Source organism: Enterococcus sp. DIV0187, assembly GCF_051713785.1.
Lineage (GTDB): Bacteria > Bacillota > Bacilli > Lactobacillales > Enterococcaceae > Enterococcus_A > Enterococcus_A avium.
Window position 1 is genome coordinate 3,323,910 of sequence record NZ_JBIOQO010000001.1, and the last position, 19,963, is coordinate 3,343,872.

Sequence of the window (19,963 nt, forward strand, 5' to 3'; positions counted from 1 at the left end):
TCCCGAATTAAAATGAAAGTAGTGGTAAGATAAATATAGAGAAATAATTATTGTGACTAAAGACTGCGTGGTTGCAAATGAGATGAGGTGAAACCGGATGAAGAAAAAGGGAATAGTTCAAACGGTGGAAGAAACTTTTGATAATGTAGAGATTCCAGCAGATTTAAAAGGCTTAACAGCTTCTGAAGTTCAGGAAAAAATAGAACAAGGTCAGACGAATCAAGTGGAAGAGAATCTATTGAAATCGGATAAGGAGATTATCAAAGAAAATACAATCAATATTTTCAATATTCTTAATTTCGTTTTGGCATTGTTGGTGCTATTAGTAGGTTCACCTAAAAATACGTTGTTTTTTGGCGTGGTTGTCATTAATACGTTGATTGGGATCGTACAAGAATTACGTGCAAAACACACGATCGATAAATTATCGGTTTTAGCGAAGACCAAAGCGGTCGTTTTAAGAGAAGGTAAATTAAAGCAGATTGACCAAGAAGCGATTGTTTTGGGCGATGTGCTCTATTTACGTAATGGTGATCAAGTGCCAGTAGATGGGAATTTATTGGTTGGTGCTGGTGTTGAGGTGGATGAGTCTTTATTGACCGGTGAAGCGGATCGTGTACAGAAATCGCTGCGAGATAAACTATTTAGCGGAAGTTTTGTGACTGCTGGCGAATGTTTTTATCAAAGTACAGCTGTGGGAAAAGATAATTTTGCTGAACAGTTGACTAGTGAAGCGAAAACGAAAAAAACAGGTAGTTCCGAATTGACCAAAGTATTGAGTCGCATGATCGCAGTTTTGACGATTGTAATTATTCCAGTAGGTTTAGGACTATTTTATAGTCAGTATCAGGCATCTGATTCAATCAAACAGGCTGTATTAGGAACGGTCGCGGCATTGGTAAGCATGATTCCTGAAGGATTGATGCTGCTGACGAGTGTGGCATTTACTGTAGGAGCAGCAAATCTAGCACGGAAAAAGGTATTAGTACAGGCCTTGCCTTCTATCGAAACGTTAGCACGCGTGGATGTCATTTGTTTAGACAAGACGGGCACGATTACTGATGGAACATTGAAATTCGAAGAAGCGTTATTAGAAGAAATTTCTGATAATCGCTTGAACGCAATTATGGGTGCCTTAATGAATCAATTGAAGGATCAAAATGCTACTGCCAAAGCGTTACGAGAAGCTTTCCCAGCTGTTGCTGATTGGCAAGCGGAAAAAATTGTACCATTTTCTTCGGCAAGAAAGTGGAGTGGAGTAACGTTTAAGGAACAAGGTAGCTTTGCTTTTGGCGCTCCGGAGTTTATTTTCAATAATATGTCTGCTGACATGCAGAATAAGCTTCAGCCTTATTTAGAAGAAGGTCAACGTGTGCTGGTATTGGTGGAATATCCTGGAACATTAGAAGAAGAGATGGTATACGAACCGCGTCTGTTGGCAACGCTGATCATCTCTGATAATTTGAGGGAAAATGCACGGGAAACGTTTGGGTATTTTGAAAAACAAGATGTCCAGCTGAAGGTAATTTCAGGAGACCATCCGCTAACTGTTTCAAAAATTGCCCAAAAAGCAGGAATAAAAAATGCGGAAACTTTTGTTGATATGTCGAGCTTAGATGAACCGATTGATTACAAGGCTTTAGTTGACACAACGACGGTTTTTGGACGAGTGACACCGAAACAAAAACAATTCTTGATCCAAGCTTTAAAGGGAAATCATACGGTCTGTATGACAGGAGATGGCGTCAATGATGTATTGGCTTTACGTGAAGCAGATATTGGGGTAGCGATGGCAAATGGAAGCAGTGCAGCTCGGGCCGCTTCCGATGTCATTTTGTTAGACTCTGATTTTTCAAGAATGCAAAATGTGTTGAATGAAGGACGTCGCGTCATCAATAATATTGAACGGGTAGCTTCGATGTATTTGGTGAAGACAATCTATTCGTTAATTTTGGCAGTGATTTTCATGATTCTAACAAACCCTTATCCTTTTGAGCCGGTGCAATTAACACCAATTAACGCGTTAACTGTAGGAATCCCTTCCTTCTTCTTGGCATTGAAGCCAAGCTACGAACGCATCAAGGGAGATTTCTTAAATAATATTTTACGCGTGTCTTTACCTGGAGCATTGACTGTTGTTAGTGCGGTCATGATTATCCAATTAGCTAATGTACTATTTGAATTAGACTATCAGGCAACCTCCACAATGTCGGTTTTTTTGACGGGGTGTGTAGGGTTGCTGGTGCTATATAAAGTTTCCTTCCCGTTGGATAAGAAAAAAATCGCTTTAATCACTGTTTTGAGCTTGGCTTATCTAAGCAGCTACCTATTTTTCAGAGAATTTTTTGATTTCGACAAGCTTTGGAATCGCAATTTATTCTTTGTTCTTCCTTTAACCTTTGGTATTTATTGGTTGTTCAAAGGATTGACCTTTGTAATGGATGTCTTAGTCGGATGGCGCATTCGCTGGCAGGAGAAGCGGCAAGCAAAAAAGAATCCGAAATCACGAGTTATTTAATTTAGAAGAGTAGAAAATACTTAAATTAATAAAATTTCCCGGAAAAGGCTTTCTTTTTCGGGATTTTTGGTATAATGAACTAAAAGTATGGATGAAGAACGTCCGTTTAATTTTTTATAAGTTGTTTAGTCAGTAAGATTGAATTAGTATTGAAAGCAATTAAAAAGCTGGAATTACGCAGTGGGAGGGTAAGTCCGCATAAAAAATAATAGGAGTAAGAAGGAGGAATTTATCAATGGAGTTAACAAAATTGCAAAATGGCTCAGATATTCGTGGAATCGCTATCACGGCAGAGGATAAAGTCAAAAACTTAGGTATTGAAGAAACCCGTTTGATTGCAAATGGCATTCTTAATTGGTTGTCGAATAAAGGGGTCCCGCGTCCCTTTAAAATTGGGATCGGACATGACAGTCGCTTAACTGGACCAGAGTTAAAGAATGCCATGATCGCCGTTTTTGAGGCGGCAGGTTGCGAAGTGTTGGATTTTGGGTTGGCTACGACTCCGGCCTTGTTTATGGCGACACAGTTTGAAGAGTTTGCCTGTGATGCGGGGATCATGCTGACAGCGAGCCACTTGCCTTTTTATTTCAATGGGATCAAGATATTCAGTCAAACTGGCGGTGCCGAGAAAAGTGATATCGCTTATATTTTGACGCACACTCAAGTAAGTAAAGCAGCAGATGGAAGTGTGAAGCAAGCAGATTTGTTGTCACGTTACGCGGCTGATCTAGTTGAAAAAATCCAACGCGGCAGCGGAAATGAACAGCCATTAAAAGGACTGAAAATTGTTGTTGATGCTGGCAATGGTGCCGGCGGTTACTTTGCGGATAAAGTTTTAGCGGTTCTAGGTGCTGATACTAGCGGCTCACAATTTTTAGAGCCTGATGGTCATTTTCCAAATCATATTCCGAATCCTGACAATAAGGAGGCAATGGCGAGTATCAAAAAGGCTGTATTAGACAATCAAGCGGATTTAGGCGTGATTTTTGATACAGATGTGGATCGTTCGGCGATTGTTTCAAAGGACGGGCAGATGATTAACCGAAATAATTTGATCGCGGTTTTATCTGCGATTGTTTTGCAAGAGCACCCCGGCAGTACGATTGTGACAAATTCTCCAACCTCGGATCATTTAAAAAACTTTATCGAGGAAAAAGGCGGTAAGCAATATCGCTATATTTCTGGCTATCGCAACGTCATCAACAAGGCAATCGAACTGAATGAGGAAGGCATCGATTGTCAATTAGCGATCGAGACTAGCTCCCACGCGGCGTTCAAAGAGAATTATTTTTTAGATGATGGCGCCTACGTGATTGCAAAAGTATTGATGCTGTTGCCGAAATTACAAAAAGAAAATCGTGAGTTGACCGATTTGATGGCGGAGTTAGAGCAGCCTATAGAAACCCTTGAGATTCGCTATGCAATTGGCGGAGAGAATTATAAAGAGTGTGGTCAGAAAATGATCGACACCTTCCGGACTGAACTACCAAAACAAGCTGGCTTTTCTGTAAACCCAGAGAATCAGGAGGGTGTGCGTTTTTCAGTGAATGAGCCTCATGGAAAGGGCTGGATGCTGTTACGATTAAGCTTACATGAGCCTCTGCTAGTCATGCAGGTAGAAAATGATCAAGCGGATCGGATTCAAAAACAATTGCCAATTTTCCGAGAAATCTTGGCACAAGATCCGCAAATTAATTTAATGAAACTTGATCAAGAATTAAATAAGTAAGAATCCTTGCAAAATGTGCCCCTTCGTCTGATGATAAGAATCAGATAAAGGGGCTTTATTTGATAGTCAAAAAAATGATGGAAGGTGATATTATGAAAATCACACTTGATGAAGCGGCAAAAGAAAAACTTTCAGCACATTTAGACTCAAACAAACAATTGCTGTTAACCTTCGAGGATGGTGTAGGTCCTTATTCTCAGCATGCGATGATCCACATGCAAACACAGTTTTCGATCAATATTATTTCTCCTGAGATGGAGAAGGCGGATTATGACGAAAAAATTCCTTCTAATATCGGAGATTTTTGGATCAAAGGGTATTCAAGGGAAGATTTGCAGGAAGAAATGCGAATCAAATTTAATCCAAGACTCAGCGCATTTAGCTTGTCTGGCGAAGGCGGCATGATTGATGACAATTTAGGCTTTAAGGATTTTACCAAAAATTAATCTTAAAAGGATCGCCTTTCATTTTTTTTGGGTTCTTTGATATGATGATAAAAAAGCGTTCAGGAAATCAGATAAGTTCGAGAAATGAGGGAACAGAATGGCAAAAATCATGATCGTAGAAGACGAAGTAGTGATTCGTCAATTGATTGGTGAGGAATTAACAAAATGGAGATTCGACGTTTACCAGACAACAGATTTTAATCAAGTCTTTGATGAATTTGAACAGATCGCACCGCAGCTTGTTTTATTAGATATTAATTTGCCCGTTTATGACGGCTATTATTGGTGCCAAAAAATTCGTGAAGTCTCCAAGGTTCCAATCATTTTTATTTCTTCCCGCAACACGAACATGGATCAAATCATGGCGATGAATATGGGTGCGGATGATTATATTACGAAACCTTTCCAAGTGGATATTTTAGTGGCAAAAATCAATGCTCTGCTGCGTCGCTCTTATAATTACGCAGAAAGCGGCGAAGAGCTGGAGCACAATGGGATTACACTGAACATTGATAATAGCAGCATGACAATCAATGATGAGGTTGTTGATCTTAGTAAAAATGAATACCGTCTGCTATTTATTTTAATGAAACAACACGGAAAAATTCTGAGCCGAGATAAATTACTGCGTGCACTCTGGGATGACGAACGGTTTGTTGATGATAATACATTAACAGTTAATATTAATCGTTTACGTCGCAAAATTGAACAAGCAGGCATTGACGATTATATTCAAACGAAAGTCGGGCAAGGGTACATCGTCCCGTAAATGAGGATCAGCTATGACATTTACAAAGTATTTAAAAGATCGCTTATTGGTTTTGGCGGGATGGGGAGTATTAAGTTTATTGCTGGTTTTTATGGTTTGGTTAACACCGGACTTGCATGGTTTTTGGGACAATCTTGGTTACTTATTGACCTTACAATTATTTTTAGTATTCCTCTTCTTCACACTTGATTTTTATCGGAGAAAAAAATGGTATAAGACATTTGCCAAGGAAGAAAATGCACATCTTCAGCATTTTGTAGAATCGGCCTCCAGTAATGAAGAGCAGCTGATTCAGGAATACGTAAATCAGCAAGTGCGGGAGCACCACCTGATGCTGGAGCAGTTATTAGCCAGTCAAAAAGATCAGAAGGATTATATGGATTCTTGGATTCATGAAATTAAGGTTCCGTTAGCAGCGGTGGATCTGATCTTAAATTCGATTGAATTTGATATTCCCGATGATAAGTTTATCTTATTACAAAATGAGATTCAGCAGATTGATGAATATGTCGAACAAATTCTATATTATTCTCGTTCAGATGAATTTGTGAATGATTATTTAATTCAAGAATATTCATTGAAAAAGATTATTCAACCGATTATACGCAGTCAAGCCAATTACTTTATCCAAAAAAATCTGCAGTTAATATTGGCGGAGCAGGACGCAAAAGTATTGACAGATGCTAAATGGATCGAGTTTATTTTCCGACAGCTTTTAAGCAATGCCATCAAATATACACCTGATCATGGTCAAATAAATATTGAGATTGAAGCCAGAAATGGCGGTATCGCCTTGATACTGCAAGACAGCGGGATTGGGATCCCCTCAGAGGATTTACGAAGAATCTTTGATAAGGGATTTACAGGTGAAAATGGGCGAAAAGCACAGCAGCATTCTACAGGACTTGGATTGTATCTAGCTAAAACCTTGGCGAGCAAGCTGGGAGTCGAGCTGAGTGCAGAATCCACAGTTAATAAGGGAACTACTATGACTTTGTTTTTCCCACGATTAGATTATTATCATGAAGAACGTTAAATTTTTTAGTTTTTAATTGCCAAATTTCCTTTTTTTCGCTAAACTGTTTCAGTTGTGAATTGAAGGGAGTAAGTTTATGAGTATTTTAATTGCCCTAATACCAATGGTAGCATGGGGAAGCATTGCTTTGGTGAGCGGAAAACTAGGCGGGGATGCCAATCAGCAAACCTTAGGAATGACGATGGGTGCTTTTGTTTTTGCATTAGTGACTTTTTTCATCGTTCAACCGGCAATGAATAGTTGGATAATGTTAATTGGATTCTTGTCAGGTCTTTTTTGGTCAATTGGTCAGAATGGTCAGTTTCATGGAATGAAGTTCATGGGCGTTTCGGTTGGATTACCGATTTCAACTGGATTTCAGTTGATTTTGAATACTTTGGCCGGTGCCGTATTTTTTCATGAATGGACGAAGACGAAGGATTTTGTTTTAGGCTTTATTGCGTTGGCATTACTTGTCCTGGGTGCCTATTTAACGGCTCGAAAGGATGACGAAAGCGGTGTGCAGTCAGACGACAGCATGCTAAACTTCGGCAAAGGTTTTCGTGCATTGATCTTTTCAACCCTTGGTTATGGGGTTTACACGATCATTATTACTTGGGCAGGACTTGATCCGTTAGCGATTATTCTACCGCAGAGTGTCGGCATGCTAATTGGTGCTAGCTTTTTTGCTTTTCGTAAAATCAAGGTTGATCGCTATGTATGGCGCAATATGGCTTCAGGTCTCTTGTGGGGAATTGGAAATATTTGTATGCTGTTGACTGTTCAAAATATTGGTCTAGCTATTGGGTTTTCATTGTCACAAATGGGGATTATCATTTCGACTCTCGGAGGTATTTTCCTATTAGGGGAACGTAAAACCAAAAAGGAAATGTACTACGTTATTATCGGCTGTCTGCTGATTATCGTCGGGGGCGTCTTATTAGGCTATATGAAATCTTAATACAACATTTTATTAAAGCTTGCCATAATATTGTTGGCAAGCTTTTTCTATTAAAACAAATAAAAATCGGATACCTCGTATGAAGTATCCGATCACGCTTTTCTATTGTCCGGAGTTTAACTCCATTAATTTTTGTTTTAGGTTGCTTTCCATATGACCAATTTCGATCTCAGCTGCTTGTCGGCGTTCGCGACCTTCTTTTTGGATACGCAAGGTTTCCTCCAGTGTTTCCACCAAGTCGTTTTGTGTTTGTTGCAACGTCTCTAAATCGACGATACCACGTTCATTTTCTTTGGCGGTCTCGATGGTTGAAATTTTCAACATCTCAGAATTTTTCTTCAACAGATCATTGGTTGTTTCTGAAACTTGACGTTGTGCTGTAGCAGCATCTTTTTGACGTAATAGCGTTAAAGCGATGGCTACTTGGTTTTTCCATAATGGAATCGCCGTATTGATTGAAGCTTGAATTTTTTCAGCCAAGGCTTGATTGGTATTTTGGATCAAGCGGATTTGTGGGGCTTGTTGAATCGTGATTTGACGGGCAAGTTTTAAATCGTGCGTTCGTTTGTCTAAACGATCTAAAAATTGCGTATAATCGTTCACCACTTGAACGTCCATTTGATCACCAGAAGCTTGCGCTTTTTCTGTTGCGGCAGGTATTGTTGTAAGCTTCATTTCTTCAATCTTCAATTCAGCTGCGGCAATATAGATATTTAAAGCATCAAAGTAATCTTTATTTTTGTTGTAGAGAGTTTCAAGCATTTGGTTGTCTCTTAATAAACCATCTTTTTCTACATTCAATTTTGTTGCGATTTTATCGATCTGTGCACCGATTTTTTGATATTTCGTTGTGATCTCATAAATCGATTGTTTTACTTTACCAAACATTTTTTGAAAAATATTTCCTTCGCCGACACGTAGTTCATCAGGATTAGCCTCGTTTAAGCGATACATTAATTGATTCAATGAATCACCGATTGGGCCGATATCTTGTGAAGAAACGGTGTTGAGCATTGATTGCGAGAATTCACTCAATTTAGTTTGAGCAGTTGAGCCATAACTAATCACGGCTTGTGAATCATTTACGTCGATTTTTTTTGCAAGTTCCCGAGCCTGCGCTTGTCGTTCTTCAGGTAATTTATCCACTAAGCGGTCAGCTTGTTCTTGTGACTGCAAGTGAGAGATTTCTTGTTGTTGAACGGGGGTTAAAGCATCAGTGCCAAAAGGGTTGCTAAGTAGATCGTCTAAAGTGCTGTCGACCGATTTGGTCTCTGGGTTATTTTCCGGTTCCATTGTGTGTCCTCCTGTTCGAAAAAAATCTAGCTTAAGCTAGATTTTTTGTTGATGTTTAGCTTGATGAACTAGCTTTATTGATCAAAGACTAAGCGAATTCATGAAGCTTTTCTCTTTAGCTATTTTTTGTTTTTAATTTTGTGGTCAGATCAGAATCTTGGTCGAGATTTTTTTTGGCAATTGATATTTCAACATCCATGTCCTCTAAATCTTCGGCAACGAATTGTTGATAATCCTTCACGATTAAATCAGCCATTTGATCAATGATCTGTGCGCTTTCTTCTAGTTTACCATAAACTTCTTTTGACTTAACCTCGTGTCCATTAATTTCGACATAATTGTCGGTTAAATCCACGATGTTTGGCAAGTGTGTATAAAGAAACTGACTCGCCTCAGGCAAACGCTTTGGATCTTTTACCAATTCCTTAAACAATGCTTTCGCCGCTTTCAAGGTTTCGTGGCGCAAGTCAATGGCTTTAAGCTTGGCATTCTTTTGAATATTTTGCTGTAAACGTAAAACTTGTTGTTTAGAAAGATTCATTGTTTCGCGGAACAATTCGATTTCACGTTCGCTCATATCCATTTTTTTATAATAAGCTTCTTTTTCTTTGGTCAGAAATGGTAATTCCTCTTTTTGTGGTTGGACCTTTCGCCCTTTAATCCCTCGATAGATCAACCAAAAACCAACGGCCAGCATTAAAAAGACAATATAGTCGCCGAAGTCTCCTTCAAAAAAGGAGAGAATACCGATTGCTGCGATGATGATCGGGAATATTTTCCTTCGCATAATAATCCTCCTAGTCTAGTAATAACCCTTCACATTATTTATTCAAATTACTTGATTTCTTTACACGCTCATCATAGCATGAATTTCTATAGAAATAGTATCGGACTAAAGATGGATTTTTAAGATTTAGAAAAAACATAAGAATTTTCTGTGATACAATAAGGCAGAACCGTTGGATTGAAGCTACTTGGAGGAAAGGTGTCGCAATGTTAGAATATAAAGATTTTGAAGAGAAGACGATAGAACGTAAAGAATTGTTTAAGGGAAAGATTATTGAAGTTTATTTGGATGATGTTGCCTTGCCAATGGGCGGAACAGCAAAACGTGAATTGGTTTTTCATCACGGTGGTGTAGGGATCATCCCTATTACTAAGGAAAATAAAATCATTATGGTCAAACAATTTCGAAAACCGTTAGAAAAAGTGGTATTGGAGATTCCTGCTGGAAAAATTGATCCCGGTGAAGGGCAGTATCCAGAAAGAACAGCCATGAGAGAATTAGAAGAAGAAACGGGTTACCATACTGAAAATTTAACGTACATAAACGAAATGTATTTATCACCTGGATTTTCAAATGAGAAATTATATATTTACGCCGCGACCAATCTGGTTAAAGTCGAAAATCCACGACCACAAGATGACGATGAGGTTCTAGAACTCTATGAATTAACAATGGAGGAAGCGAAGCAGGCGATTCAAGACGGATTAATCTGTGACGCTAAAACAATTTTTGCTGTCAATTATTGGGAACTAATGAAATTTAGAAAGGAAGATTACGCATGAGCCAATCACCCTTGGTGACGCGCAGCGAAATAAGGAAGCGAAAAGAGGAACAGGAGCGCTTGGCAGAAGAGCAACGTAGAGCTGCTGAACGCGCCTATGAAAAGAGAGAAAAAGAAATTAGCAATGTTTATCGGAAAGAATTGAAAAAGAATAAGCCCGTCACTAAATCTCGAAGCAGTGAGCGAATAAAGCAAAAAGAACGCAGCAGCTTTCTAAATAAAGCGATAATTATAGTATTATTGCTTCTGATCATAGTCATGTTGTTAGTATTTTTTGTTTAATAGAAGATAAAAAATTATTAGTAAGAAATAGGGGAATGATTATGAAAATCGGTATTATCGGTGCAATGGAACCAGAAGTAAAGGCATTACGTGAAAGTCTAGAGCATCCATTATCTTGGGAGCAATCAGGTGCGTTATTCATTTCAGGAAGTCTGGGAAATCACGAAGTAATCGTTGTTCAATCAGGAATTGGGAAAGTCTTGGCATCCATCACAACGTCTGTCTTAATTCAGCAGTATAAAGTTAATATGGTGATTAATACGGGAACTGCTGGGGGAATCGGTGCAGGTTTAGCGATTGGTGATTTGGTTATCGCGGATAATGTTGCCTATTTCGATGTTGATGCAACCACCTTTGGCTATAAAATTGGCCAAGTACCTGGGATGCCTTTATACTTTGAAAGCTCTACTTATCTAAAAAGTGAAATGCTAGAGGCGAGCAAGAAAATGAACCAAACTGCCCATGTCGGCTTGATTGTATCAGGCGATACCTTTGTTAGCAGTCCATCAAAAATTTATGAAATAAAAGCAGCTTTTCCTGATGCGTTAGCTGTTGAGATGGAAGGGGCGGCAATTGGACATACGGCCGCTCAATTTGGAATACCATTCTTGATCGTGCGGGCGATCAGCGATATTGCTGATAGTGAAGCTACTGAAACTCATGAAGAGTTTGTTAATCGAACAGGTACATTGTCAGCACAATTAGTGATTGAGTTTGTTAATCACCTAGTTTAGAAAATGAGACTGCAAGAATACGATCAATAAATCTGTCTATCATAATTAGAGGGGGAAATTTTCATGCGTGCATTACTTTCGATTGATTATACCAATGATTTTGTTGCAACTAATGGGAAATTAACGACTGGCGAAGCAGGCCAGGCTATCGAACAAGAATTAGTGTCTGTGACAAAAGATTATTTTGACCAGGGAGACTTCATTGTTTTTGCGATTGATGGTCATGATCCAAGCGATCAATACCATCCTGAAAATCAGCTTTTTCCACCACATAATGTGATTGGTACGAATGGACGTGACTTATACGGATCACTAGCGGACTTTTATCAAGCAAACAAAACAAAGAAAAATGTCTATTGGATCGACAAACGTCATTATTCAGCTTTTAGCGGGACTGATTTGGACATACGTTTGCGGGAACGTGGGATTACAGAGCTTTGTCTGACCGGTGTATGTACGGATATTTGCGTGCTGCACACGGCGGTAGATGCTTATAATTTGGGCTATCAAATAGTGATTCCTGAAAAAGCTGTGGCAAGTTTTGATGCGACTGGACATACCTGGGCGTTGAATCATTTTAAAAATACTTTAGGAGCAAAAATTATCTAAATTAAACCACTCTTAAGAGCAGAATTATCATCTGGTTCTTGAGAGTGGTTTTTCTTTAGGTTCTTCTATTTTAGATAATCTGAAATAAATGTCGCAAAATCCTCAATAACCCCGTTTTGAGCTAAGTTCTCTGCTTCAAAAACAGCGCGGTTTTTCCCACTCGGATCAATGGCGATGATCGTACCGATCTTGGCATTGTGAGCTGCCTGTAGTCCGGAGTATGAATCCTCGATTACTAAACAATTTTCTGGCTTAACCCCAATTTTTTTCGCTGCTATCAAGAAAATATCTGGGGCTGGTTTACCAGGGAAACGCCCAGTGTGACAAACCATTTTTTCGTAGTCAAACCAGTTTCCTAAATTTAGATAGTCAAAATAGAAATCCATATTGACTAAAGGTGAGGCTGAAGCGATCGTCATAGGAATTTTTTCTGCTGCGGCATAATCTAATACATTTACTAATCCTTTAGTAAAATCATTGTGATCAGGACTTTCTAAAACAGATTTTCGATAGTAGGCTTCTTTTTCATCAGACAATTCCTGAACCCTTTTATCTGTTAGGTCTTCTGAAATAAACCTGCGTAGGATCACATCATTGGTTTTGCCATGGATATTTTTTAAAATGTCCTCTTCTGTCATTTCTTTATCTGAATATTTTTGAATCAAATACAGCCAGGCTGCTTCATGCAGATCAGAATCCATGAACATGGTTCCGTTGAAATCAAAAATAATACCCTTCATATATATCCCCCATTTTTTCAAAGATAGTCCTAGTTTAGCATGATTTGTAAATAGTAGATGAAAAAAATTATTTGCAACTTCATATCAATCGTTTTATAGTGAGAAAGAATGAAAAATGGAGATGAACAACATGTTAGACTATTTAGTCATTGCATTTTTTGCTTTTATTGGTGGTACTGCACGCTATTGGTTAGGCGTATGGATTCCTGCCGTGAGTGGATTTCCTTTGGGAACGCTGCTCGTTAATTTATTAGGATGTTTCATTTTTAGTTGGCTTGTGAAGCATATTTTGAGTGATATCGATGTTTCTGCCCGTTTAGTATTAGGAGTTGGCGTTGGTTTTTGCGGAGCCTTAACGACCTTTTCGTCCTTTGCTTTAGATACAATGAAATTAGTGCAATCAGATCAAATTGGCTTGGCGTTTATCTATTTATTGCTATCGTTTTTCGGTGGCCTAGCCATGACTGTACTAGGTGAAATGATCTATCATAGAAAGGTGACGGATTAATGATTGAGACATTGCTTGTCGGAAGCGGGGCAGCAATTGGTGCGATGCTGCGCTTTACTTTAAACAATTATTTTGAACCACAAACAAAGCGCCTGCCAAAATCGACATTTTTTATTAATTTGACAGGTAGTCTATTGTTAGGGATTTTCTTCGGAATGCACCTGTCTGATCCAATCTACCTCTTCTTAGGAACAGGGATCATGGGTGGTTATACAACATTTTCTACCTACAACTTTGAATTATTTGTTTTATGGAAAAATGATCGCTCAATGTTTTATCGTTATCTGTTTGGATCTTACGGACTAGGCATGCTATTAAGCTTTATTGGTATTGTCATTGGTTCGAAGCTATAAAATGAGTCGCGGAATTTCTGCGGTTCTTTTTTTTTCGGAAAGTATTCGCTATAAGCATAACTTCTATAAGTCTTCCTCAAAGTAATTATTAAGAACGTCACAGTTTTTTTAAGAGAATAAGTTTTTTTTGTGATGAAAGCGCATACTATTATTTTTTATGGATGCTAAACTTACGATGTAATTAGGAAAGGAGGATAGCGGATGATCATTGCGGATAAGATGTTCTTCCCAGAATTGGTTGATGTATACGAGGGGACAGGTACATTCGATGCATTAATCGATTATACTGCAAAGAAATTAACAGAACTGGGATTTATCGAAACGACTTATCAAGAGGCTTTAAAAGAAAGAGAGAAGGAATATCCAACTGGATTACAGACACCATCATTTGCCGTAGCAATTCCCCATACTGATCCAAGCCACATTAAAAAGCCTTTTATTTACATTCTCAAATTAGGTGAGGCAGTAACATTTGGTCAAATGGGAACGACGGATGAGTTTGTAAATGCAAGATATGCTTTTTTTCTTGGATTTAATAAGGGCGAAGATCAATTGCAACTGTTACAAAATTTGATGGCGATGTTTATGGATCAAGAGATTATGAGGCAATTGGAAGAAGAGTCCAGTGAATCAGAAATTTTAAAAATAGTTACACAATTTTTTAAAACAGAAAGCGAGAAGTGAGATATGAGAATTCATGATATTTATGAAGCACCTTTTATTCAAGAAATGTGCGAAGTAACCAAAAATTTATGGCGGAATGGATGGGATGAACGTAACGGCGGCAACATCAGCTATATGTTAGACGAAGCTGAAGTTTGCCTGTATCTTGATTTAGATCATGTGATTCAAGAAAAAGATCTAGATTTTGAGGTTAAAGAATTGGCAGGGAAAATTTTTCTAGTGTCCGCTTCAGGAAGCTATTTCAAAAATATTTGCAAAAATCCAGCGAAAAACTTAGCGATCGTAAAGATTTCTGATGACGGAAAAAGGTTTAAAGTGTTATGGGGACTAGAAGATGGAGGTGTTCCAACTAGCGAATTAGCCTCACATTTAAAATGTCATGCGGTACGATTAGCACACGACCCTGATCATCGGGTAATTTTACATTGTCATTCGATTGCAATTTCTGCGATGACATTTATTCATGATCTAGATGAAAAGAAATTTACACGTTCATTATGGGAAATGATAACGGAATGTCTAGTCGTCTTTCCCGATGGAGTTTCTGTTTTGCCCTGGATGGTGGCAGGAACGGTTGAATTGGGGCTGGCTTCCGCTGAGAAAATGCATGATTCACGAGTAGTGATTTGGCCGCATCACGGGATCATGGGAGCAGGACAATCAATGGATGACGCATTTGGGTTGGTTGAAACAGTTGAAAAAGCAGCAGATATTTATATGAGAGTAGTACAAGTACCAGGGGGCTTCAGGCAAAAAATTACAAGTGATCAATTATGGGATTTAGCTGATCAGTTTGGGGTTACTCCCAAAGCAGGGATTTTAGAAGAACGAAGTCGATAAAAAAGTAGGAGGATAGATTAAATGGTTAAACGATTGAATGTAATTTCAGTGTGTGGCTCAGGAACAGTAACAAGCTCGATGGTGGCTGGCAAGGTAAGAGATTTTTTGGATGATCATGGAATTAAAGCAAAAACAGTTGAAGTGAATCCTGGAGGTGTAGAAGATCAGCTTTCTAGCGGTTCTTGGGATTTGATCGTTCACACGAGTCCTTTAAAAGGAAAATATGACTTACCGACGATCAATGCAGTTGGTTTATTATCTGGTATGGGAGAAGAGGAATTCTTTGACGAACTACTTGAGACTTCTGAGAAATTAGTAAACTAAAGAGAGGAGAAATGACATGTTAGATGTTTTATCGAAGGTTATGGATGCTTTTGGCGCGGCGATCGTAGTACCAGTAATTATTTTCTTTATTGCTTTGCTGATGAAAGTAAAGCCCAAAAAAGCTTTTAATGCAGCCTTGAACGCAGGAATCGGATTGACTGGGTTTAATATGATCATTGGTGCTTACACACCAATCGTCACCCCAGCCATCAATCGAATGGTAGAAGAAACTGGCGTTAATCTAAGGATTCTTGATACTGGTTGGCAAGCTACAAGTGTCGTGGCCTATTCGACCCAAGTAGGGATGATTTTCTTAGCTTTAGGGTTAGCACTGCAGGCGATTTTATTTGTTATCAAGTTTACAGATATTTTTATGCCATCAGATTTATGGAATAATTACTCCTTCATGCTATGGGGATCAATGCTCTATATTTCTACTAAAAATCTTTGGTTGTCGATTGGTTTAATGGTACTTTCTAATCTTTATTGTTTAGTCTTTACTGAAATTGTTGCTAAACGCTGGTCGGTTTATTACGGTTACCCACGCTGTACAATGAGCGCGCCTCATCACATTTGTTCCGTACCACTAGCCATGGCAATGGACTGGATATTAACCAAGTTAGGGGCGAATAAGGTACGTTGGAATCCAGAAACTTTGCAAGACAAATTAGGTTTTTTAGGAGAACCAACGTCATTAGGTTTCATTTTAGGTTTGGCATTAGGTTTTGCTGGGAACTTCATGCGTTTAGGTTCATTGACTGGCTGGGGGGAAATCATGGTTATCGGTATCTCAACTTCAGCGATCATGGCAATCTTTCCAAAAATCGCCGGGATTTTTGCGTCAGCATTTACGGCGATCACAGATGCGTCAAAAAGTACTGCGAAAACTTCAGGTGGCAAGGACCGTGTTTGGTATTTGGCAATCAATGATGCCGCCGGTTACGGTGAGACAGCAACCTTATTAACAGGAATGCTATTGATCCCAATTGTTTTGCTATTGGCGATCTTTTTACCTGGAAATCAGACTTTGCCGATGGTGGATTTAATTGCAATCCCTTACATGATCGAGCTGGTAATCTGTATTTCTAACGGAAATATTTTCAAATCACTAATCAGCGGAGCAATTTGGTGTGCTGGAGGGCTATATATTATTACTGCAGTAGCACCTATCTTTACACAAGTAGCTGTTGATGTGGGTGTTAATTTGCCTGAAGGAGCAATGATGATCTGTAGTTTTGCGGTAATGACGAACCATATCATGGGAATCTTGTTCTTGATATTTATGACACAAAATCCGCTTTGGATTGGTCTTTCTGTTGTGGTCTACATTGTGCTTTATCTTTTTGTTCGAGCAAAAAAAGAATCGATTCACGCATATTTAGAAAATATGGCTAAGCTGGAGGAAGAAGCCGGCATTGTGTCTAAGGAAGGAGCGGCTGTTTAAATGACAAAAGTTGTTGTTGTTGGAGATGGTTTAGTTTCTGCTGAAACCCTAGCCGAAGCTGCGTTGGAGCTAAACATTGAAGAACCGGTAGAAGTAACGAAGTATCATTGGTACGCTGATTTAAATAAAGAGCAATTCCAAGAGAAAATCAAATTGATTGAGCAAAAAGGCCCTGAATCAGTTGAGATACCAGCTGGAATTCTGGATGATATGAAGGAGGCGGATTATTTACTTGTTCACATCGCTCCCGTTTCAAAAGCGATGATTGAAGCAGCACCTCGACTGAAATTAGTAGGTACTTGTCGTGGTGGCATTGAGCATGTTGCCGTAGAGGAATTAAAAAAAAGGCAGATTCCATTAATCCATGTTATTCGCAATGCAGAACCAGTCGCTGATTTTACTTTAGGATTGTTTTACGCGTTGACCAGAAATATTGCATTTTCTTATCAACAGGTCAAAGAGGCAAAATGGCCCAAGAAATTTCCTAACGATCCCTATAAAACGACATTGGCTAATCTAAAGGTTGGTTTGGTAGGATTGGGTTATATTGGAAAATTAGTAGTAAAACGATTGAATAGCTTAGGAGTCGAGGTCATCGCTTATGATCCTTTTGTGAACCAAGAAAAAATACGAGAAGAAGGATTGAAAATAACCTTTGTCGGATTAGAAGAATTGTTTAAAACCGCGGATATCGTATCACTTCATGTACGGGTGACACCAGATACCAAGAATATGATTAACGCTGATTTACTTTCAATGATGAAACCATCAGCCTATTTAGTTAATACTGCTAGACCAGATATCGTGAATAAAGCAGATTTTGTGGAAGCGCTACAGATGAATATGATTGCTGGTGCTGCAACAGATGTTGTTTGGGAAGAACCGATCCGAGCAGATGATCCATTACTAGATTTAGATAATCTAATTATTACCTCTCATATTGCGGGAGATACGATCGATGCTATTCCACGTTCACCTTACTTGTTACGAGATGTCTTAAATGATTATTTTGAAAGAGGTAGGAGTGATATGCTCATTCGTGTTTAAAAAATGATTCAAAATGAGGAGGATTAAAAATGGATGTTACGGCGATTCAATTGTTAGATTTATTTCTTTCAAAAGGCAGTCATACCTCACTTTCTTTAGAAAAAAAGTTTAATTTGACTAAGGGGCAGTTAGATTACCGAATCAAAAAGGTCAATCAAGAATTAGTTGATTTAAAATTAGGAAAAATTAAGAAGAATGGATCTTTTTTTCTCTTAGATGGTCAGAGTGCAGCGATAAAAAGCTATTTAACGAAAGTTTCGCCGTCAATCCACTTATCAGATAGAGAACGAGAATGTTATCTCTATCTGATTGTTTTACTTCATCAGGGCGAGACACTGAAAACATTGGCTGAAAAACTTTTTGTTAGTAAAAATACTATTTTAAGCGACAAACGGAAGCTAATTGAAAATCATTTGAAACCGTTGGACATTGACTTACAATTCTCCAGAAAAAGAGGTTTTTATTTTTCAGGAAATGAGATGGACATTCGTCGACTAGGAATCAAATTCATTCGCGAAGTAGAAAAGTCAAAAAAAAATCTTGATTATTATCTGGCAATGATTGGAATCAAAAGTCAAACTTTAGCAGAAATAAAAAAACGAATCCATTTGTTAGAGCATGAGTTGGGCTTAGAATTTACAGAATTCAAACTAATTGATCTCTATCTGACAAGTTACATGTGTTCCGTTCGATTCGGACAAGGGAATGAATTGTCAGCGGGAGTCTTAGGCAACTATGTTCAAATGGTGGAAAAGGATTTTTATTCAAAAGTTTGCCAAGCGTTGAAACCTTTTTTCAAGGGTTCGAATTATTTAATTGAAATTCATTTTATTTCGATCCAGCTGTTAAGCACCAATCTGATCAAAATCCGTTCGAATTATAAAGATCAGGAATTGATGCGGCGGATTCAATCTTTTATCAATAGTTTTGAGATTTTAGGAATTACCGATATCAAAAATAAAAGTCAGTTGGAGGAAGCAATCTATCAGCATATTATTCCGGCTTATTATCGAATAAAATTCGGTTTGCCGGATAATGATCTGCTTTTTTTAGATAATGTTGAAAATTATGACTTCATTCATCCGTTAGTTCATCAATCAATTGGGATTATTGAGGACTATTTAAAGATTATTTTTCCAGAAGGGGAATTAATCTATCTATCAGTTATTCTTTTGAGCTTTATCAATGAAGAGCTGGAAAAACAAAAAAGGCGAAAAATTCGGGCGGTGGTGGTTTGTCAACATGGAGTATCCGTTTCAAAACTATTATTAGGAGAATTAAAGCAATTATTTACGACGATAGAATTTGTACGCAATATGTCTTTGCGAGAATTTTATGAAGAGGGTCATAACGTTGGAGATGTCGTCTTTTCAACAGTTCCGGTGAATACTAAAAAGGAAGTTTTTTTAATCCCGCATTTTTTGACGGATGAAGACAAGATGAATTTGATCAGCGATGTACGTAAACGAATCGATTTCGATGAGACATTTGGGCTGTCAAAAAATCGTCAAGTTGTTCAACAGTTACTGTCAATTATCAAAAAGAATGCCCAAATTATTAATGAAGAGCAATTAACGCGAGAAATACAAGATTGTTTACTTGCAACAGAAATCAATGAAGGTGTGTATGCTCAAAATCAGAACCCTGATTTGAAGGATCTATTGCCTCTTTCTCATATTCAAATTTATCCTAGTGTTCGATCTGTCGAGGAAGCGATTCGGATTGCAGGCAAACCTTTGGTCAATGAAGGCTATGTTTCTCCAACATATATTGAAACTGTGATTGAACATTACGATCCAGAATATCCCTATTCTGTAATTTCACCAGACTTGGCGATTCCACATGCTGGCCCAGAGGATGGTGTATATCGAGTGGGAATGTCTCTTTTAAAACTGGATCAGCCAATTGCTTTTGCGGAAAATATTTCGATTAGTTTAATCGTCGTGATTGCACCAAAGGATAAGAAGAGTCATATCAAGGCTGTGACTCACCTTTATGAATTAGCTAAAATCCCTAGTTTTATTTCAGCGATGAAAAATGCGAATTACGAGAAGGACATACGGAATTATTTCCAGTTAGAAAACCATAAATGATAAGGA

The 19,963-nt window shown here is 38.3% G+C and carries 21 protein-coding genes; 18 read left to right on the forward strand and 3 right to left on the reverse strand.

Annotation, left to right across the window (positions count from 1 at the left end; all coding sequences use genetic code 11):
• The first annotated feature begins 97 nt into the window (after nt 1-97).
• The 6 genes from IGI52_RS16305 to IGI52_RS16330 all read left to right on the forward strand — a co-directional run bounded on the left by IGI52_RS16305 (nt 98) and on the right by IGI52_RS16330 (nt 7,438).
• A complete protein-coding gene (locus IGI52_RS16305) occupies nt 98-2,518 on the forward strand; it encodes an HAD-IC family P-type ATPase (RefSeq protein ID WP_049220937.1) in 2,421 nt (806 codons plus the stop codon).
• A 235-nt stretch (nt 2,519-2,753) separates the two neighbouring features.
• Complete coding sequence (locus IGI52_RS16310) at nt 2,754-4,247, forward strand: phosphoglucomutase (RefSeq protein ID WP_049220939.1); 1,494 nt, start codon at nt 2,754-2,756, stop codon at nt 4,245-4,247.
• Nucleotides 4,248-4,339: 92 nt separating this feature from the next.
• Nucleotides 4,340-4,693, forward strand: a complete 354-nt coding sequence (locus tag IGI52_RS16315; protein WP_048721746.1) for an iron-sulfur cluster biosynthesis family protein — start codon at nt 4,340-4,342, stop codon at nt 4,691-4,693.
• Between the two features lie 97 nt (nt 4,694-4,790).
• Nucleotides 4,791-5,462 (forward strand): two-component system response regulator SapR, encoded by a 672-nt coding sequence (gene sapR / locus IGI52_RS16320; protein WP_049220941.1) that lies wholly within the window; start codon nt 4,791-4,793, stop codon nt 5,460-5,462.
• 13 nt (nt 5,463-5,475) lie between these two features.
• The gene (gene sapS / locus IGI52_RS16325) at nt 5,476-6,498 is read left to right on the forward strand and encodes a two-component system sensor histidine kinase SapS (protein WP_049220943.1); all 1,023 of its coding nucleotides are present in this window, start codon (nt 5,476-5,478) and stop codon (nt 6,496-6,498) included.
• 76 nt (nt 6,499-6,574) lie between these two features.
• A complete protein-coding gene (locus IGI52_RS16330; protein WP_049220946.1) occupies nt 6,575-7,438 on the forward strand; it encodes a GRP family sugar transporter in 864 nt (287 codons plus the stop codon).
• A gap of 102 nt (nt 7,439-7,540) precedes the next feature.
• Here the strand turns inward: IGI52_RS16330 and IGI52_RS16335 are convergent, their stop codons facing one another.
• The gene (locus IGI52_RS16335; RefSeq protein ID WP_016181156.1) at nt 7,541-8,731 is read right to left on the reverse strand and encodes a toxic anion resistance protein; all 1,191 of its coding nucleotides are present in this window, start codon (nt 8,729-8,731) and stop codon (nt 7,541-7,543) included.
• 115 nt (nt 8,732-8,846) lie between these two features.
• Nucleotides 8,847-9,518 carry a 5-bromo-4-chloroindolyl phosphate hydrolysis family protein gene (locus IGI52_RS16340; RefSeq protein ID WP_016181155.1) on the reverse strand — a complete coding sequence of 224 codons (672 nt, stop codon included), beginning with the start codon at nt 9,516-9,518 and terminating at the stop codon, nt 8,847-8,849.
• Between the two features lie 206 nt (nt 9,519-9,724).
• On the opposite strand from IGI52_RS16340, the gene IGI52_RS16345 reads away from it, so the two are divergent.
• The 4 genes from IGI52_RS16345 to IGI52_RS16360 all read left to right on the forward strand — a co-directional run bounded on the left by IGI52_RS16345 (nt 9,725) and on the right by IGI52_RS16360 (nt 11,924).
• On the forward strand, nt 9,725-10,300 hold the full coding sequence (locus tag IGI52_RS16345; RefSeq protein ID WP_016181154.1) for an NUDIX hydrolase: 576 nt from the start codon (nt 9,725-9,727) through the stop codon (nt 10,298-10,300).
• Complete coding sequence (gene macP, locus IGI52_RS16350) at nt 10,297-10,581, forward strand: cell wall synthase accessory phosphoprotein MacP (RefSeq protein WP_049220948.1); 285 nt, start codon at nt 10,297-10,299, stop codon at nt 10,579-10,581. Before IGI52_RS16345 ends, macP begins: the two co-directional genes overlap by 4 nt.
• 41 nt (nt 10,582-10,622) lie before the next feature.
• On the forward strand, nt 10,623-11,315 hold the full coding sequence (locus IGI52_RS16355; protein WP_049220967.1) for a 5'-methylthioadenosine/adenosylhomocysteine nucleosidase: 693 nt from the start codon (nt 10,623-10,625) through the stop codon (nt 11,313-11,315).
• Between the two features lie 63 nt (nt 11,316-11,378).
• Entirely contained in the window at nt 11,379-11,924 is a 546-nt protein-coding gene (locus tag IGI52_RS16360; protein WP_102866113.1) for a cysteine hydrolase family protein, read from the forward strand.
• 65 nt (nt 11,925-11,989) lie between these two features.
• Here IGI52_RS16360 and IGI52_RS16365 read toward each other — a convergent pair whose 3' ends face one another.
• Nucleotides 11,990-12,664, reverse strand: a complete 675-nt coding sequence (locus IGI52_RS16365; protein ID WP_049220971.1) for an HAD family hydrolase — start codon at nt 12,662-12,664, stop codon at nt 11,990-11,992.
• A gap of 130 nt (nt 12,665-12,794) precedes the next feature.
• On the opposite strand from IGI52_RS16365, the gene crcB reads away from it, so the two are divergent.
• The 8 genes from crcB (at nt 12,795) to IGI52_RS16405 (ending at nt 19,957) form a co-directional block, all read left to right on the forward strand.
• Nucleotides 12,795-13,172 (forward strand): fluoride efflux transporter CrcB, encoded by a 378-nt coding sequence (crcB, locus tag IGI52_RS16370; RefSeq protein ID WP_016181149.1) that lies wholly within the window; start codon nt 12,795-12,797, stop codon nt 13,170-13,172.
• A complete protein-coding gene (locus IGI52_RS16375) occupies nt 13,172-13,525 on the forward strand; it encodes a fluoride efflux transporter FluC (RefSeq protein WP_016181148.1) in 354 nt (117 codons plus the stop codon). The genes crcB and IGI52_RS16375 overlap by 1 nt, the downstream gene beginning before the upstream one ends.
• A gap of 201 nt (nt 13,526-13,726) precedes the next feature.
• The gene (locus IGI52_RS16380; RefSeq protein ID WP_144325528.1) at nt 13,727-14,209 is read left to right on the forward strand and encodes a PTS sugar transporter subunit IIA; all 483 of its coding nucleotides are present in this window, start codon (nt 13,727-13,729) and stop codon (nt 14,207-14,209) included.
• A 3-nt stretch (nt 14,210-14,212) separates the two neighbouring features.
• On the forward strand, nt 14,213-15,049 hold the full coding sequence (gene rhaD, locus IGI52_RS16385; RefSeq protein WP_049220978.1) for a rhamnulose-1-phosphate aldolase: 837 nt from the start codon (nt 14,213-14,215) through the stop codon (nt 15,047-15,049).
• Nucleotides 15,050-15,070: 21 nt separating this feature from the next.
• Nucleotides 15,071-15,373 (forward strand): PTS sugar transporter subunit IIB, encoded by a 303-nt coding sequence (locus IGI52_RS16390; RefSeq protein ID WP_016181145.1) that lies wholly within the window; start codon nt 15,071-15,073, stop codon nt 15,371-15,373.
• Between the two features lie 16 nt (nt 15,374-15,389).
• Complete coding sequence (locus tag IGI52_RS16395; protein WP_070503506.1) at nt 15,390-16,817, forward strand: PTS galactitol transporter subunit IIC; 1,428 nt, start codon at nt 15,390-15,392, stop codon at nt 16,815-16,817.
• A complete protein-coding gene (locus IGI52_RS16400; protein ID WP_161169230.1) occupies nt 16,818-17,864 on the forward strand; it encodes an NAD(P)-dependent oxidoreductase in 1,047 nt (348 codons plus the stop codon). It begins immediately after the preceding gene.
• 29 nt (nt 17,865-17,893) lie between these two features.
• Nucleotides 17,894-19,957, forward strand: coding sequence for a BglG family transcription antiterminator (locus IGI52_RS16405; protein WP_102872222.1), 2,064 nt, complete (start codon nt 17,894-17,896; stop codon nt 19,955-19,957).
• Nucleotides 19,958-19,963 lie beyond the last annotated feature (6 nt).

Bases quoted from the DNA above. Each gene is read 5' to 3' on its own strand.
- IGI52_RS16330 (WP_049220946.1), top strand. From the start codon at position 6,575: ATGAGTATTTTAATTGCCCTAATACCAATGGTAGCATGGGGAAGCATT.
- sapS (WP_049220943.1), top strand. From the start codon at position 5,476: ATGACATTTACAAAGTATTTAAAAGATCGCTTATTGGTTTTGGCGGGA.
- IGI52_RS16355 (WP_049220967.1), top strand. From the start codon at position 10,623: ATGAAAATCGGTATTATCGGTGCAATGGAACCAGAAGTAAAGGCATTA.
- IGI52_RS16375 (WP_016181148.1), top strand. From the start codon at position 13,172: ATGATTGAGACATTGCTTGTCGGAAGCGGGGCAGCAATTGGTGCGATG.
- IGI52_RS16390 (WP_016181145.1), top strand. From the start codon at position 15,071: ATGGTTAAACGATTGAATGTAATTTCAGTGTGTGGCTCAGGAACAGTA.
- IGI52_RS16360 (WP_102866113.1), top strand. From the start codon at position 11,379: ATGCGTGCATTACTTTCGATTGATTATACCAATGATTTTGTTGCAACT.
- IGI52_RS16310 (WP_049220939.1), top strand. From the start codon at position 2,754: ATGGAGTTAACAAAATTGCAAAATGGCTCAGATATTCGTGGAATCGCT.
- IGI52_RS16340 (WP_016181155.1), bottom strand. From the start codon at position 9,518: ATGCGAAGGAAAATATTCCCGATCATCATCGCAGCAATCGGTATTCTC.
- sapR (WP_049220941.1), top strand. From the start codon at position 4,791: ATGGCAAAAATCATGATCGTAGAAGACGAAGTAGTGATTCGTCAATTG.
- IGI52_RS16335 (WP_016181156.1), bottom strand. From the start codon at position 8,731: ATGGAACCGGAAAATAACCCAGAGACCAAATCGGTCGACAGCACTTTA.
- IGI52_RS16380 (WP_144325528.1), top strand. From the start codon at position 13,727: ATGATCATTGCGGATAAGATGTTCTTCCCAGAATTGGTTGATGTATAC.
- macP (WP_049220948.1), top strand. From the start codon at position 10,297: ATGAGCCAATCACCCTTGGTGACGCGCAGCGAAATAAGGAAGCGAAAA.
- IGI52_RS16400 (WP_161169230.1), top strand. From the start codon at position 16,818: ATGACAAAAGTTGTTGTTGTTGGAGATGGTTTAGTTTCTGCTGAAACC.
- IGI52_RS16315 (WP_048721746.1), top strand. From the start codon at position 4,340: ATGAAAATCACACTTGATGAAGCGGCAAAAGAAAAACTTTCAGCACAT.
- IGI52_RS16405 (WP_102872222.1), top strand. From the start codon at position 17,894: ATGGATGTTACGGCGATTCAATTGTTAGATTTATTTCTTTCAAAAGGC.
- IGI52_RS16365 (WP_049220971.1), bottom strand. From the start codon at position 12,664: ATGAAGGGTATTATTTTTGATTTCAACGGAACCATGTTCATGGATTCT.
- IGI52_RS16345 (WP_016181154.1), top strand. From the start codon at position 9,725: ATGTTAGAATATAAAGATTTTGAAGAGAAGACGATAGAACGTAAAGAA.
- IGI52_RS16305 (WP_049220937.1), top strand. From the start codon at position 98: ATGAAGAAAAAGGGAATAGTTCAAACGGTGGAAGAAACTTTTGATAAT.
- IGI52_RS16395 (WP_070503506.1), top strand. From the start codon at position 15,390: ATGTTAGATGTTTTATCGAAGGTTATGGATGCTTTTGGCGCGGCGATC.
- crcB (WP_016181149.1), top strand. From the start codon at position 12,795: ATGTTAGACTATTTAGTCATTGCATTTTTTGCTTTTATTGGTGGTACT.
- rhaD (WP_049220978.1), top strand. From the start codon at position 14,213: ATGAGAATTCATGATATTTATGAAGCACCTTTTATTCAAGAAATGTGC.